The organism is Bacteroides sp. D55t1_190419_B8, from assembly GCF_015558905.1.
In the GTDB taxonomy this organism is placed as follows: Bacteria; Bacteroidota; Bacteroidia; order Bacteroidales; family Bacteroidaceae; genus Bacteroides; species Bacteroides vicugnae.
In genome coordinates, this window is record NZ_JADMOU010000001.1 from 249,279 (window position 1) to 266,509 (window position 17,231).

The window sequence follows — 17,231 nt, forward strand, 5'->3', positions numbered from 1 at the left end:
CGCCTTTCACCGAGAGTTCACTCCCGATTTCATTATAGCAAATCTAATTTTCATTATAGCAAATCAGAATATGCTTATAGCTAAATTTATTATGCTCCCGGCAACCAGTTTTTTTCTTCCTAAGATTTGAAACAAACATTAGGATATTCCAAGTGAAAGATGCTAAATGATTGAAACAAACTCTTTGATCTTTAAAAAGCACTGCTTTAAGCGGGGTAAAGCTATGCTTTACTACTTCTAAAGCTTAGCTTTGGATATGAAAGTATAGGTGAAAGACAGCTTCTTCACCCTGTATCGCTTTATTCATCAGCTTTTGCTATGAAAAGGTGAAGAGAGAATGAGAATGTGGAAACTGCAATGATTTGTACATCATAGGCAGTCTTCCACTCTTCTTCATCCATAGTTATTTTTATCTATTACAACGATATCCTATTTCACCAACTCGCCATTGATATAAAGATTCTTGAAAGTGACATCTTTCGTCCCTTTAATATCATTTCCTCCTTTGGCTACATTATTAAAATGAGAATCCTCTACACTGATGTTATATACATGTTTATCATCCTCCAATCCGATAATAAGCACACCCAATTTACTCTTCTCACAAGTTACATTCTTCAAATGCACGTTACGGACAATCGGATCAAAACCTCTCTTGCATTTTTCCCGATTCTCATATTGCAGATTGATACGAAGTACTGCTTCACGACATTGCCCTACTGTTACATTGCGCACATATACATTTTCTATAAGTCCTCCACGGCAAGTACTGGTCTTAATACGAATGACACGATCCAGATTCGGACTATCCATCCGGCAATCTTCTACAAACAAGTTACGATAACCACCGGAAATCTCACTGCCAATCACTACTCCTCCATGTCCATTCCTCATCATGCAACCACGTACGATAATGTTCTCACTGGGAATATTCCATTTACGTCCGTCTTCATTACGTCCTGATTTAATGGCAATACAATCATCACCCGTGTCAAATGTACAATTCTCTATCAACACATTCTTACAAGATTCAGGATCACATCCGTCTCCGTTAGGTCCACGATTGAAAACAGTCACTCCACTTACAATCAGGCTCTCACAGAAAAGAGGATGAATCACCCAAAACGGAGAATTCAACAAAGTAACACCTTCAATCAAGATTGTGTGACAGGAATGTAAATTCAGTAGCTGCGGACGCATCCCGTCTTCCGGCTTCATCAGACGTTTGTAAACGGGAGTCGATGTTTCACCATACATCAACAAGCGTTCACGACCTCCATTGCGTTGAGCCACCATACCTTCTTTCCAACCATACTTTACGGCTCCACACATAGGCCACCAAGTTTCCATGCTACCCTGTCCGTCAATTATACCTTTTCCGGTTATGGCAATATTATTTTCGCCATAGGCATAAATCAAGGGGTGAGCGTTATAGCAATCAATTCCCTCCCAACGGGTTAAAACAGCAGGAAAGTAAAGGCTCTGATCCGTAGAGAATTTCAAGACAGCTCCCTCTTCGAGATGGAAATTCACATTACTCTTCAGAGTGACAGGTCCGGTATAGAAAGTTCCTTTGGGCACAATTACTGTGCCACCTCCTGCCAGACTACACTGTAGAATAGCTTGATTGATAGCTTCATGGCAAGGATTAGCCTCATCATCTGTTTTTGCTCCGAAATCGGTTATAAGAAACGTTCGTTTCGGAAAAGAGGTTCGTTTAATCTGTTTTTCGATGCGGGCACTTTCTTTAAACGCCTTATCAAAATCAACAGTATTCGCATAAGTTACCTCTGCCACAAATAGCAGTATAAGTAGTAAATAAATAGTTCTTCTCATCATAATGCATCTCTTTTTAATCATTTATTTTTGTTTTATTGAATTGTAATTCCCATCAGGCCGATAACAACATCGTTCGAAAGTGTTTCCAACGTCAGATGGCTTAATTCTTTAGAAGGATTCAAAGGCATATCCAAAAGTATGCCCGCTCCCCCCTCAATGGAACGTCCATAAACACCCTTTATTCCTAAGTCTTTTCCCAAGTCATTACTTACCATACCTGTCTTGAAATGAATACGGTAAGGACGAGGAGAAGATACAGTGAATGCCTGACCATCGACATAGAAATCCTGCTCGATAGGACACCAGTTATCCGGATTCACTAATTCCAGCACATCGGAAGTGCCATCCGTATAGAATACACGAATGATACCATTAGCAATGCGGCACTGCATGTGGTTAGTACTACCTGCCATCATCAAATAGGCATGAGAAGCTCTACCGGAAAGCGGAATACTCAAACTATCCGGATAATTATCCCACAAAGAAGTGAAAGCTATATTCTTTCCTTGAGCCAATGTTCGGAATGAAACACCCAATTGGGTAGTCAACACCTCATCATGCACCAACGCACGCAAACCCGTATCGTCAATATCGGCTGTTAGTTTCGGGTGACACCACTCACCAATGCCCTGAACAGGAAGCTGTAGAGTGGTAAATGGTGAACGGGGAGTGAGATACTTATTCCGGAAAATATCAGTAACATTCGCATTGAACAGAGAATCCATATTTATCATCCGGCACTCCAATGTGTTCACCTGTGAAAAAGGGAGAACGACTGATGATTTTTCTAATTCTGATATTTGTATATTCACAGGCTGCCACCATTCCATTTGTCCCTGTTTCATGCGAACAAAGAAAGTATGATGCCCTAAATGATCGTTGACTTTACTTCTAATAGATGTATCACTAATGTTCGGTTGTACCAAAACTCCCTGTGGATCATATATCTCACCGAATAATGCCCCTAAAGTTGAAGGGATATTGATCTCCGCTAAAGCATCCGTCTGTATTTCAGGCAGCACCGAACTCAAACTTTTTCCTCCCCATACAATTTCGACTGTTGATTTCTTTGCAGAAGAGGCAGGGATGATAATCACCGGATAACCGGAAGCCGCTTCTGCAAAACTCCAGTCAGCCTCTCTCCCATTCACTTTCACCGAATGAATTTCTTCTCTCCCGGCATTCACTTGTAATGTCAATGCCAAAGGAGTCTCAAAACGTTGCTCTATTTGATAGGTATCCACATCTTTTTCCCGAACAAAGCTATAAGTCATATCCGGCAAAGAAATAGAAGCTTTTGACCATTCTGCGGGAAATCCCGGACGAATCACCATCTTACCGTTCAAAACATCCGGTAAAATACCATACAAGCCTTGTACCAGCAATCGGGAAGCTACCCCAATCGGATCTCCGAAGTCACGATAGCATTCTCCACGGGCAGCATCATAAAAACTGACTTGTCCAAAATTGCCCGGACTGTTCCCTAGATACATACCATCCAGAAAGGAGCTTTTCATCAGTCGGCATCCTTCCTCCGGACGTCCTGCCTGAAAATAAGCCAAAGCTGTATGCATCACCTCTGCGAAAGCCACATTATTGATACTCCAGGAATAAGGTAACCAATTGGTAGTGGCAATCGTTGCATACCCCTCTTTCAGTCCATCGGCATATACAGGAATATGAGGTATTTCCGTATCGACATAGCGCGTAGCCTGATAAGCCTGAAAAGGATCAGCAACTTCACTATCAAGTGCATGATATATAGTCCACAATCCCGGACTTTCATGAAGCCGACGATGTCCCATGAAATCCTGATACTCCGCCCAGCAACCTTTACTCTGCATCCAAAGGCGTTTATTCATCGCTTTCAATATTTGTTCGGCTTCCTTCTGATAAGGTACAGAATCTTCACCTATCAAGGAAGCTAGAAAAGCTGCCATTTTATTGGAACGATAGTTGTAAGCCGATGAATGGGTGACAGCACCACTATTGTAATAAAGTGCATCGCTTGCCCAGATACAAGCATAAGCATCATATAAACCATCATTATCCGGATCATAATTTAATTTTTCCCAAGCAAGATGACGGGTAATTACAGGCCACATTTTACGGACATACGCCGTATCTCCCGTCCAGTTGAAATGCCATAAGAGTTCATCCATATAACAAAGATTCATGTCATAATGATGCATTTGATTATTGCGCCCCGGATTCCGGCAAATATAACCGTTACTATATTGAGGAGTTCCCCAACGTTTTTCCGAACGTGCCAGATTCATTGTGGAGTCCTGTGCCGGATGCGGAATTGTATTCGGAACATCAGTCACCTGACTGGCCGCATAAGCATCAAAATGAGTACGTGCCCGATCATGCCATCCTAAAGCATCACCGGTATACCCGGCTCTCCACCCACTCAACGGCATACGCCAGCCAATAGCACCGTGCAACCAGACTTGCCCATCCCAAATTCCATCGGCAGCAGCAACTAACGCTCCTCCCAAGGTATTCAAATAAGGGTCCGGAGTTTCTATTTTCAAACGGGAGGCTAATGCCAAAGAAGCCGCCTCCGCTTTTTGATAGAGTTTATGGGCATTAGATTGTTCAGGCACTTCCCCACGTACTAAGTATGCTTCTTTCTGCAAGGGAAGTTCACCTGTGACAAGATCGGTAACTTCGGCCGGAAGTTCGAAACAATCAGCCGGATCGACTCCCATATCTCCATTACGACTCAAACGTTTCCCGGTAGCACCTCCATGCTGCCAACGAAGTATAGCCCCTTTAGGCATATTCGAAGCGGAAAAACGCCAGATAGCTCCATCCATATCGGCTAATGCCAATACTACAATACGCAGTTCTCCTTTTCCCCAGGAAGGGTCTGTCAGATAATAGGTACGCTTTCCTGCCGAGTAGCGGGATTCACAATATCCGGTACGGTCAAGTGCGACTTCTGTTCCATCACGAAGAATGATTTTGAAACTTATATTTCCTCCACGTCCATTATTATAAAACGCAAAAACCGGCCGGTCACTTGTTTCTACACGAAAAGGGCTATGGCTACCATACAAAGCACGGGTATAGCGGTTCTTACCGTTGATACAAACAAATTCATCTCCATCAGGATGGTATTGCAACGTCCGTTTTGCCCCTCGCAAATGCTCGTTTAAGGAGATGGATTCTTTAAAGTCACCGATCTGTTTTGCCTCTCTTTGAGCATTTAATTGCATTGCCGGCAACATAAAAAGACAATAAGCAGTAAGCCCTCCTTTTAAAATAAGATTCAGACGAAAATATTTCATATTTTTTGTGTTTGATTATGGTAATGGCTTCAATCCTTCCCAACGAACATTCCATGTCCCGTCTTTCGGGAATCCCGGATTAGTTTCGGTACATCCGTCCCAACCTGCACACATCATTGCAATAGCAGTCAACAAGCCACCATTACCCGGTAAATAAATGCGCAAACGACCGTCTTGATAATTATGACCATTCGGCAGGTATGTATTGGTACGTTTATCCATCAGTAAAGCTCCAACAGCCTTTTCCGGTTCACCCAAGCGGGCAGCATTCATGGCTGTCATCGGATAATCCCATCCCCAGGTTTTACCCCAATTCCAGTTATCCCAAATCCAGTGCAATGTATTTTTCATATAATCTTCCCGGATAAGTTTATTCATCGGAAGGATACCGACTGAACCCAGCACTGCCATGTGATCGGAAGTATAACGAATGTCTTTATAAGTATCTGTAGCTGTTTCAGCAGCCAGATAAAGTCCATCTGCATTATAAGCTAGAGGTGAAAGTTTGTCGAGCATTTCATCCCATTCCAGATTACGCTGTTGCCCCATACGCTCACGCCATTGTTGGGCGGTCTGCATTGCAAAATGCCAGTAAGAAAGTTCGAAAGGAGGATTAACAGTTTCTGCTGCACGTAACGTTTCTTGTGCGGGGATGGCACCTTTCAACACATAGCGTCCTTCCAGTTCATCATAGGTAGCAAAGGAGTACATAAATTCAGCCGTCTCTTGTACTAAACGATTATATTTCTCTAGTACTTTTTTAGTCGGATCGGCACGATAAAGCAATTCTGCCAGATAAATTAAATGGGGTTGTTGCCAGATCAAAAAACTTCCTACTTTAGAGGGAGCTTCTGTTCCTGACGGGTCGGTCATTTTCATCCAACGAACACCGTCAAATCCTTGTCTCTGTGCTATTTGGCGTGCCATAGGTTCTGCTTTTTCATACCAAGCAAGTGTACGGTCGAGTAAATTGCTACGGTTCCAGAGAGCAAATTGGGCTTCGTGCCACCAGATCATTTCAAGATGAAATTTACCAAACCATGAATTATAAGTAAGCCCCGTTTCTTGCGGAGGAGTAGTACCCGCGCTTTGAATAGCAAGCAGATATTGACTAAGTACCACACGTCGTTCCAATTCTTTGGCGCGTGAATCCGTACATGAAGAGAAATCAACAGCTGCACCTTCTTTCCAGAAAGAGTTCCAATAGTTTTTTGCTTCTTCCTGAATCTGTTCCACGGTGACAGTCTGCGTAGAAGGAGCTTCACTAGTAAAAGCACAGGTAAAAGCCAGTTTGTCGTCTATCGGGGTCAAGACAAAACAGTGTTTTGCTTTCTCATTCAAAGTCGCTTTTCCTTCCCAGTGTAAAGTCACATAATACTTTGTACTGTCCAGCGTATGCTTCAATACTGCAGAAGATTCATTTTGAGTAACAATCGTCGTCGTATGTTTATCAAAGGCTTCCCAATTACAAGCATCATCACAGTGTCCTCCTGTAGGATACGGAAAGCGAAAACAAATTCCGGTATGTGCCTTGGAGGTTATATGAGCAGCAATCATATCACTGGAAGGATGGCAGACAGTCTCCACCTGATAATCTTCACCATTTAATTTAAACCTGCTCTCAATTTTTCCATTCCACAAACAAAGTTTCTGATGAATATCAGTCACTTGTTCAATATCCGTATCTTCTTTCACGTCGAAACCGACAATCCCTAAATGAAGACGGTGTGGATTGACACGAAACCAGTTAGCGGCATCTTGCTGTCTGCCTTTCTCTTTGAACTGTGTGGCATAAAATTCTTTCTTCCCTCGCCCAAAATCGTACTCTTTCAGGGTTTCTTCCGGAGTAAGATGTTCCGGATTGGCAAAGCTATGCCATCCCCACTGGCTTTGCGTTCCTAATGGAACACCTTTGCTGTAATTATCCGGAAATGTCTGCAAACCGGTTATATCTACCGTATAAGCAAACTCTCCATTTCCTACAGAAAGGGAAGCCAATGAATCGAATGCCGTAACAACGGGACTATTTCTTTCTACTAATGCTTCACGGTCAATCGGAGTTTGCTTCTCCGAACCACAAGCCGCCAAAACAACGGCGAGTAATAAATAAAACAGTTTTTTCATGGCATTTAATATATTTGATTAATATTTATAGTTGTGTCCGAACACAAAACAACACTTCCTTACCAACTTCTGTTTAACTTGACAGAAGTACCAAGATAAATGATAATATAGAAGCGATGGCTAAGCTACTCTACGATTATTGGTTTGCATAATTCAATTTCCTGAATGAGGAAAAAACCACTTGATAAAATCTACTTCATATAACTGGAATGTTGCGTCAAATTAGGATTATCAATTAATGAATGACCGACAGACCGGGCCGAAAAAGACAACAATTCACAACAATTTTCTTAAAAATCGAAATAAAGGTCATCGCTGCCATCAGTAGCTTCAATCCAATTCAGATATTTCCCGCCATTCTCTTCAGTTCCTGTCGGATTTTTATAAATTAGCTTGCTCACTTGCAGTTCTGTAGAGTTTTTCTTGTTGACCCCTGCGCAACATATGTACATTCATATTATAGGCACCGTCATGTGTCTCAAACATTTGTGTAGGATAATATTGAGCACCCTCATTCACTGCTATACCATGTATTTTTACTATATCCAACAATTTAGTCTGGAATTAGCCATTCTTTCAATTCTATCAAAGAACTCGTAAAAATTGCGAAAGAGCGGGTCTCTTTGGAGAGACCAACACTTTCGATTCTTGCCACCACTACCTTCAAATGGGCGTCGATACCGCAAGCCAGCTGTACCAACTGAGAGAATGTTACGTGTACCATAAGTTATTCATTTGTAGAAGTTATATAATACAAAGGTAACTTCAGCTGAACATTTACATTCTCTTTAGCGAGTTTTTTTATCTCATGGGGATTTCATTTGAATACAACCTAATTTTTATTGAGTACTCACTACTTTTACATTAGTATTTTTCCTATTCCAACGCATCAATTCCTATACCCTTCATTCTGCTCATAAAGTCCGGGGGTAACATTTAACTGATTCATCGGAATCGGATAAATATGTCGCCCGTCTTTAAGATAAGTTTTCAGCTCCGAAAAATTATAACGATCAAATTTCTCTTCCGTATCCGATTTCCATGTACCATAGCGAACTTGGTCGAACCAACGGACACCTTCACCCATAAATTCAATCTTACGTTCACGTTTGATGTAATTCATGGCATCTTCCTCGCTAATGCCTGTTTCAGGTAACGCATCACAATTAGCTCTTGTCCGTATCTTATTAACAATCTTCATAGCATTTTTCATATCACCTTCACCGGCCAACAATTCCGCATATAAAAGTTGCATATCTTCAATACGAATAATGGGAAGATTCACACCCCAATCATCATACTTTTTCATGCCACTCTCCGCATCAAAAGACATACCAAGCCCCTCAATTTTCACATGGGTAGGTATAAATTTATAGAACATAGCTTTAGTATATACCTCACAAGTGGTTCCATCCTCAAAAGTCATCGTTTCGGACGGACTCTGATAAGCAGGAGCCACCGCGTCAGCCTCAAACCCAGACATCACACCAAAATTATACCCACGCCCATCTTTCTTTCCATTTGAGTATTCACGGTCAAATTCGTGCATCAACGTCTTTTCCACATAAATATTATTCAGCGAGAAATTATAGTTTTTTGACCAATTAATCGGAACAATTTTAACGGGAAGCATATTGAATATAGCTGGATTACCTGTACCGCCCGTTCGATATTGAATAGAAAAAATGGAATATTTGTTATAATATGCGTCGGTTGGCATCCATTGCTTCCGCCACTCTTCCAATGACGGAGCCCAATAATCGGTGGCATGCGAGTCGTTCAAAATACTCTCCAATTGCATTTTCGCCAAAGCTTTTGCATTGGAATCATTATACGGATAACCGACCAATGTCATGTACACACGCGCCAACATAGCTTTCGCCGCCATTTTATCGGCACGTCCTTTTTTACTGATATTTGCACCGTTGGCATCTTTCATATCGTCTTTATAAGGCAAATTTTCCGCATTTTTCAAATCTGGAAGCACGCGGTTATTAATCACATCCTGTGGTGCCGACTGCTTTACGGATTTTATTTCTGCCGGTGACATCGGTTTGTCTATCACAGGTACATATCCGAATAAACGGGTCAATTCAAAATACGCCCATCCCCTTAAAAAATAAGCTTCATTCACTAATTGAGTCTTAAGTGTTTCCGAAGTAAAAGAAGTATTTGGAATCTTTGAAATGGCAACATTAGCATCGTAAATCACCTTATACCACATATTCCATGTGTCATTGAACATCGCCATATCATCTGTAGCCCTGAATGTTCCGATTTCAGAATATTCACGGAAAGCATCCGGATTAGGCTCTACCCACGCAGCGTCAGAACGGCATTCAGACATAAACCAATACTCGCAATTGGACGCCTGACGCAAATCTGTGTAAATCCCTAAAACTCCCTGTTCCGCCTGAGCCTGTGTCTGATAAAATCCGTTCGAGGTCAATTTATCCACAGGTGGAGTGTCTAAATAATCATCACAAGAAAAAATAGTCAACGCCAATGTGCTTATATACAATATATTTAAAAATTTAAACATAATCTTCATTTTAAGGATTAGAAATTAACGTTTATACCAAGTGTAAATGTACGGGCGCTAGGATAACCACCATAGTCCAGCCCCAATGCGCTGGCTCCGCCGGGGCCAGAACCCACATTAGCCGCCTCTGGAGAATAACCACCATAGTAATTATCCCATTTTGCCAAGTTTTCTATAGACAAATACACACGTGCAAACGAGATGAATCTAGGATTAATAGGCAACTTATATCCTACAGTAAGATTCTTGATACGTAGATAATTGGAAGAATACAGCCAACGGGAATCCAATGTTGTACCAGTCGTCTGACTCAAGATATAAGGAACAGAGCCATTACCCAGTTCGTCCTCAGACCACCACGCATCTCTCCAATGCCCCATTATATTGGATTTAGCCCCCATACTCGGACGGTCGATGGCACGTCCCAAGATACCATAAATCTTACCGCCGGTTTGTGCTGTCAATAATATTGATACATCAAAGTTCTTATAAGAAAATCGGTTAGTCATACCGAATACAAACTTAGGTGTCGGACTTCCCAAATAGTCTCTGTCATTATCTTTATCATACTTACCGTCATTATTAACATCTCTGTAGCGAATGTCACCCGGTTGGATTTTCTTACCTTCGAAGGTTACAGGCTTTCCATCATGATCCGCACTATAAGCATCTATTTCTGCCTGATTTTTCCATACCCCGACAGCCTCATACATATAATATGTATTAACAGCCTTACCTACAGTCAAGATATTGGAATAATTGCTGCCGGAGAATCCGGAGAAAATCGGAGTATTATCCGTGCCCAGTTTCTTGACTTCATTCTTGTTATAGGACATATTGAATGAGGTATCCCATTTAAAAGTACCGGTCAGGTTGTGAGTATTCAATTCTATTTCAAAACCTTCATTATGGATATCACCTAAGTTATCCCAAATGGTGCTGAAACCAGATGCTCCTTCTACTGGAACTTGATACAACAAATCTGTCGTATTTTTTGTGTACCAGTCCAAAGACAATTGAATACGATTATTCAAGAAGCCCAAATCAACAGCAATGTCCGTACTATGCGTTTTTTCCCAACCCAAATCAGGATTACCCAAGCTGTTTGTATAGAAACCCGACGCACCACCATAAACAGCAGACGCCAAAGTAGCATAAGCCGCAGTATTGCTAATAGAGTTGTTACCCGTCACACCATAGCTACCCCTGACTTTCAAAGTATTCCACCATTTCTGTTCCCAATTCTTAAAGAATTTTTCATTAGAAACGATCCAACCACCAGATACTGCAGGAAACACTCCCCACTTATTATTGGCACCGAAAACAGAGCCACCGTCAAAGCGCAAGCTACCGGAAACCATATAACGATCGTCATAATTATACTGCAAACGCCCGAACGTAGAAAGTAATTTATTGGGAGTCTGTTCAGTCACCGTATTGGTGCCGACCGCTACTTTCGAACCATCAAACGAACCGATAATGGCATCGTTAGGGAAAGGACCCTTAAAGCCTTGTTCAGTTTTATATCCCAAAGAGGATTGCTCAGAAGAAAAACCAAGCATGGCACTTACCCCATGTTTGCCAAATGTATGATCATAGTTAGCTACAGCCTGTAACAAAGTGCTCCAGATACGACTTGTTGAATGGCTTCCGGAAGAAGACTGCCCTTCACCTTTCGCCCAACTTTTTCCTGAACTAGAAAAAGAATATTTATTACCATCCACATCATAATAATTGGCAGCTGCAGACAACTCAATACGGAAATCCTGAAACGGAGTTATACGTAAAAATGCATTTCCAACCATACGTAATGTACGATTCTGATTTATATCCGTATTCAAGATATAGCTGGGACTTGAAGTCGTATCTGCCCATCCGTAGCGATCGTTAGGCTGAACATAAGTCATGTAACCGACTCCCGGTTCTGAAACCGGGCAAGAAGACAATGTCTTATGAGCCTGAGAGTCTTTACCGTTAGCACGTCCCGAGCCATTCGTAACTATATAAGTGGGTGCCAAGTTCATTCCGATAGAAAAATACTTATTAATCTTGGATTCCACATTGGCACGGAAAGAAAAGCGTTCATAATCTGTCCCCGTCGCCAAACCTTCCTGGCTTAAATAACCACCAGAAAACAAATAATTGACATTGTCAGTTGCACCGGAAACACTCAAACTATAATCTTGAATAACAGCCAGACGATACACTTCATCCTGCCAATCCAACAAGCTAAGTTTCTCCGGAGTCGTAGTATAAGTATGCGAAGCCTTCATATCCTCACTTAGATAATTAAACCAGCGGTTATCAAGAATATATAGATAAGAGTCGTCTGTGCCTGCTTTAATTCCCACATTAGCCAGACGGGTAGCATTATCGTCCCTGACACTTGCATTAGCAATACCTTTCTTTTGGGCTGTCGCCAAATAATTAGCATCGTTCCATTTTGTACGGAATTCCATCCATTCGGCAGCACTCAATAAATCTATTTTCTTTTCCAGTGTTTGAAAACCTACACTCGCATTAAAAGAGACTTTTGGCTTACCGACATTTCCCTTTTGAGTAGTTACAATAACAACTCCATTCGAACCACGGGAACCATAAATCGCAGAAGAAGCCGCATCCTTCAAAACTTCAATGGAGGCAATATCCGCAGGATTTATACCACTTAATGTATTCAAGGGAACTCCATCTACAACGTACAAGGGATCTGAATTCGCATTCACAGAAGCTGCGCCACGTACACGAATCTGCATATCCGCACCCGGCTCTCCATTTGTTGTCCGAACGGTTACACCGGCAAGTTGCCCTTGTAATGCCGTTTCAGGTCTGGCCAACGGACGATCTTGTATTCCCTTCTTGTCCATTTTTGCCACAGCACCGGTCAAAGAGCTCTTTCTTACAGAGCCATAACCAATCACTACAACTTCATCCAAGACTTCCGTATCTTCTTCCAGAATGATCTTAAGATGACTCTGTCCTTTCACTGCAACATTTTGAGGCTTATAACCCACAAAACTAATCTGCAAAATTGCATCATCCGGAACATTATTCAATGTAAATCCACCATCAACATCAGTGATAATACCATTAACAGTTCCTTTAACCAAAATGCTTGCACCAATGACAGTCTCTCCTGCTTTATCAAAGACAGTACCTGTGATTGTCTTTTCTTGTGCAAGAATGTTTAAATGAAAGCTTACTAACAAAAGCATTAACAAGCACATTCTTTTTTGTGAAATTTTCATAAGTTATTAATATATTTGATTCATTAATGTTCGGAATAGTTTAGAACAATCTTTGTTGCTCGTCAATATCCGGTTTTAATTGATAATTATCCAATTCATTAGTCAAAAATCGATATACAGTATTCTTGCCTTCTGTGTAATTTTTCATAGATTATGAACTTCATTTCATCAGGGTAGTACTTAGAGACAATAGGACAGGAAAGCCTTATAGCCAAATCACTGATAATACTAGTTTCTTAGTCCACCCATAATGCAAAATGGTCCATTCAAAAAAACAGAAACGTCAAAACTCCCCCGGCAAGGGCCAATTGGGAGTAGGTATATGCATCTTTTTCATTTCCTTTTCAAATTCAGTCACCATTTCAGGATACTTATCAGCCAAATTGACTGATTCAGTCATATCTTCCCTTATATTGTACAATTCCAAAGGCGCATCCTTTTTAATCGCAACCACTTTCCAATCACCGCGGCGAGCAGCACGTTGCTTACCAGGGAACTCCCAATACAACAGACGATTGTCCGTATCTACTTGACCACCATAAAAAAGAGGCAATATATTGATGCCATTGAGTTTTTGAGGTAATTTATCCGTAGCGTCTCCCAATGCCGCCAATGTAGGCATCACGTCTGGGAAATATACAATATTGTCTAATTTACGAACAGAAACTTTACCCGGTTGATTGACAATGAAAGGGATACGAATTCCACCCTCGTAAAGCTGGCCTTTTATACCTTTAAGGCTCCCTTGACAATTAAGTTCAGCAAGAGGTGCCTGCTTAGCAGCCCCGTTATCGGAAGCGAAAATAACAAGTGTATTCTCACGCAATCCCAATCTGTCAAGTTCGGCAAGCAAACGTCCAATGGCCCGATCCATGTGAGTGATAAGGGCAGCATAACGTTTGGTATTCATATTCCAATCTTCCTCGTCATACCATACAGTGTCATCAATGATATAAGGCTCATGAGGAGCGTCATAAGCAAGATATAGGAAAAAAGGATTGGACTGATTGCGATGAATAAATTTTATCGCATCATCGGTAGATAGGTCAGTATTATGTTTTATATGACGATCCAATTCATTCTCTTTTATGTTTTCAATTTTACGGTTATTAAATCGCCAATATGGATAATAATAGGGGTCATTGGAATAGGCAGTGCTGATGAGCCACCCGTAAAATTCATGAAAACCACGGTTCAGTGGAGTGGCTTCAGAATTAAAACCGTCAAGATGCCATTTATTGACTAGACACGTGCGATAGCCGGCAGCACTAAGTACGGTAGCAATAGTAGTGTCATTGGGCATCAAGTGCATACGTCGAATAGGTTTTGTGCCTTTAAGTCCTTCTATTCCACCCGCATTACAAAAATTGTCACGGATAGTAGTATTTCCAGTATTACGGCCTGTCATAAGGGCGCAGCGTGAAGGTGAACTTATGCCAGAACCCGCATAACATTGAGTAAAAGTGGTTCCTGTAGCAGCAAGTTTATCTATATTAGGAGTTTTGATGTACTTATTTCCATAGCATGCCAAATCACAATATCCCATATCATCAGCGAGTATGAAGATGATATTAGGCTTCTCTTTATGTTCTACGAACTGCGACTGTGCAGCAACTGACGTAGTGGCAGTAAGCATCGCTACCGTGTAAAACGGTGAAAGAATTTTTCTTCTATTCATGATATATTGCATTTACAAATTAATTTATGATCAGTACATAGAAATTATTATTCACACTAAACCTTATTATTTGTTCAGTTCAATACAACCCATAATGAAAGGTCCTGTCGCTTTCGCATCATTATCTCTCATTTTCTCTCCTATATAATATTCAAAACTACCATCCCGATAAGGCTTACCACCTAATCCACCTACTTGGCAACATTTGGTTAATGTCAATGTTCCGTCCGGATTGGAAATCAGTAGTTTATCACACAGACCTTTAAAAGCCTTTTCTGCAATGGCGCGATACTGACTATCAATGTATCCTTTATTCACAGCTTTCATATAGGCATACATACATTGCGCCGTAACAGAAGCTTCCGGGAAATTATCGGTACGTGAAGGTTGGTCAATTACCTGATACCATAAACCATTTTTATCTTGATATTTTGAAAGGGTTTCTGCTAATTCCTTCGTCCATTTAATCATATCAGCATAGCCTGAATGATCTTGGGGAATATATTCCAAAGCATCTACCAAAGCCATAAACCACCAACCGATACTACGTCCCCAGAAATTAGGAGAATGGCCAGTTTCCGGATCAGCCCAGCGCTGGCTACGGTCCTCATTCCATGCATGATAATAAAGTCCGGTCTTGGTATCGTATGTATGCTGATGGCAGAGAGTGAACTGTTTAACAGCCTCATCAATCCATTCCGGACGATTAAATTCAGCTCCATATCTAGCCATAAAAGGAGAAGCCATATACAATCCATCCAACCACATCTGATAAGGATATATTTTTTTATGCCAAAAACCTCCATCTGTTGTACGAGGTTGTTTTTTTAGCTGATCTATCAAATTCTCGATAGCCAATTTATATTTCTCCTTTTTGGTTTCCTTGTACAAATCAAACAGAACTTTTCCGGAATTTATATAATCCAGATTATAGGTTTCTTTCTTATATAAATGAATCTCTCCTTTGTCGTCTACCAAAGAATCAGCCCATGCCTCTACATAATCAAAGTACCTACGGTCTCCTGTTTTCTTCCAAACTTGTAACATCGCACAACAACCTACTCCTTGCGCATAACCAAAATACAGGCGTTTTCCATGATCCAGTTGCCACGCTTTCGGGAAACGGCGAATTTCCGAATCGGCAAACAGACGATAATAAGTGTCGGAAGCAAAAGAATCTGTACGGAAAGGAACTGCCGGAAGTCCGGCTTTATTAAACAGATTTACTCTAAAGAAAGTCCCATAACCGTAGCGTACAGCTACAGGTACAGAGACATAAGTTGAAGAAAGCGTTATCGAACTTCCATCAATTACGGCTTCAGCCGGATAAAACCGCGCATCATTGCCAGCAATAAAAAATCCTTTTACCGGTTCATTGCCGGGTGTCTGCAGGCCACCTTCCGCAAATTCAAAATCTAATGTAATTTCTCTCCCATTCACTTTCATTGATTTGTAGAGAGGTCCTGAATAAACAATCTTTTTACCATATTGCTTTGCTAATGCCCAAGCTGCCAGCCGTTCGCCCGGTGCAACTTTATTTCGTGGATGTATGTCTGTAGAATCGGCTGCATCCGTCACTACTGCCATACCAATGTTCTCAAGTCCACCTAACCATGTTTTCAATTGTGCTTCACGAATACCTGCCGGTTGTTTGTAATGTGGTGCAATCTGTACAAAATAGAATGGCATATCCGGCTGATTCCACTCTTTCCGCCAACTATTTATCAAGTTAGTAAATACCTCCTGATATTTCTCATAACGAACAGAGTTGGACTCTCCCTGATACCAGATATTCCCTTTTACAGTATACCCTACTATAGGAGCAATCATACCATTCCACAATGTAGCCGGAACCTTGCACTTATCTTTTTCCCTACTCACCTTTTCCTTTGAATATTGTTTTAAGACATCGGCATACAGCGGATTGTTTTCCATCACTTTCATGCTTGTCCAGGATTCGGCATGTGTTCCTCCCCAAGTAGACTGAATTAAACCAACCGGTGTACTCAATTCCTTATGCAATTTACGCCCAAAGACAAATCCTATAGCAGAAAAGTCTTTCAGATTCTCCGGACTACAAACCACCCACTTCCCTGTACAATCCTCTTTTTCACCATCAGGCGCCATCTGATGCTCTACATGAAACAGACGGATTTCCGGAAAATCAGCATCTTTCATTTCCTCCGCTTCATACAGCATTCCTGTTTTCCATTTCACTTGCGGATTACGAGCTACTGGAAATTCCATATTTGACTGTCCGGTACAAAGCCAAACTTCACCTATTAATACATTATTGATATGAATCTTATTATCGCCTTTCAATATCACAGACTGTCCGGAAGTGGCTACCGGTGTTTGTATCATCAATTCCCAATGACCGCTTTCTGAAGCAACCACCTTATATTTCTTATGATCCCACGAAGTTTTTACCTGAATCTTCTCTCCGGGACGTGCTTTTCCCCAGAAACGTACTTTCGCATTTTGCTGAAGTACCATATTATCTGATA

General features: G+C 41.2%; 8 protein-coding genes. All 8 read right to left on the reverse strand.

The window, feature by feature from the left end:
* Window positions 1-429: 429 nt before the first annotated feature.
* Window positions 430-1,839 carry a glycoside hydrolase family 28 protein gene (locus I2I13_RS00945; RefSeq protein ID WP_195648490.1) on the reverse strand — a complete coding sequence of 470 codons (1,410 nt, stop codon included), beginning with the start codon at window positions 1,837-1,839 and terminating at the stop codon, window positions 430-432.
* Window positions 1,840-1,871: 32 nt separating this feature from the next.
* Entirely contained in the window at window positions 1,872-5,135 is a 3,264-nt protein-coding gene (locus I2I13_RS00950; RefSeq protein ID WP_195648491.1) for a DUF4450 domain-containing protein, read from the reverse strand.
* Window positions 5,136-5,150: 15 nt separating this feature from the next.
* A complete protein-coding gene (locus I2I13_RS00955; RefSeq protein WP_195648492.1) occupies window positions 5,151-7,259 on the reverse strand; it encodes a hypothetical protein in 2,109 nt (702 codons plus the stop codon).
* A gap of 553 nt (window positions 7,260-7,812) precedes the next feature.
* A complete protein-coding gene (locus I2I13_RS00960; RefSeq protein WP_195648493.1) occupies window positions 7,813-7,983 on the reverse strand; it encodes a hypothetical protein in 171 nt (56 codons plus the stop codon).
* Window positions 7,984-8,148: 165 nt separating this feature from the next.
* Entirely contained in the window at window positions 8,149-9,801 is a 1,653-nt protein-coding gene (locus I2I13_RS00965; RefSeq protein WP_195648494.1) for a RagB/SusD family nutrient uptake outer membrane protein, read from the reverse strand.
* Window positions 9,802-9,818: 17 nt separating this feature from the next.
* A complete protein-coding gene (locus tag I2I13_RS00970) occupies window positions 9,819-13,013 on the reverse strand; it encodes a TonB-dependent receptor (RefSeq protein ID WP_195648663.1) in 3,195 nt (1,064 codons plus the stop codon).
* 316 nt (window positions 13,014-13,329) lie between these two features.
* On the reverse strand, window positions 13,330-14,724 hold the full coding sequence (locus I2I13_RS00975; protein WP_195648495.1) for a sulfatase-like hydrolase/transferase: 1,395 nt from the start codon (window positions 14,722-14,724) through the stop codon (window positions 13,330-13,332).
* 66 nt (window positions 14,725-14,790) lie between these two features.
* Window positions 14,791-17,220, reverse strand: a complete 2,430-nt coding sequence (locus I2I13_RS00980; RefSeq protein WP_370540788.1) for a glycoside hydrolase family 88 protein — start codon at window positions 17,218-17,220, stop codon at window positions 14,791-14,793.
* Window positions 17,221-17,231: the final 11 nt, after the last annotated feature.

Coding starts and splice junctions, on each gene's coding strand:
- I2I13_RS00975 (WP_195648495.1), bottom strand. CDS start 14,724: ATGAATAGAAGAAAAATTCTTTCACCGTTTTACACGGTAGCGATGCTT.
- I2I13_RS00960 (WP_195648493.1), bottom strand. CDS start 7,983: ATGGTACACGTAACATTCTCTCAGTTGGTACAGCTGGCTTGCGGTATC.
- I2I13_RS00955 (WP_195648492.1), bottom strand. CDS start 7,259: ATGAAAAAACTGTTTTATTTATTACTCGCCGTTGTTTTGGCGGCTTGT.
- I2I13_RS00965 (WP_195648494.1), bottom strand. CDS start 9,801: ATGTTTAAATTTTTAAATATATTGTATATAAGCACATTGGCGTTGACT.
- I2I13_RS00945 (WP_195648490.1), bottom strand. CDS start 1,839: ATGATGAGAAGAACTATTTATTTACTACTTATACTGCTATTTGTGGCA.
- I2I13_RS00980 (WP_370540788.1), bottom strand. CDS start 17,220: ATGGTACTTCAGCAAAATGCGAAAGTACGTTTCTGGGGAAAAGCACGT.
- I2I13_RS00950 (WP_195648491.1), bottom strand. CDS start 5,135: ATGAAATATTTTCGTCTGAATCTTATTTTAAAAGGAGGGCTTACTGCT.
- I2I13_RS00970 (WP_195648663.1), bottom strand. CDS start 13,013: ATGCTTTTGTTAGTAAGCTTTCATTTAAACATTCTTGCACAAGAAAAG.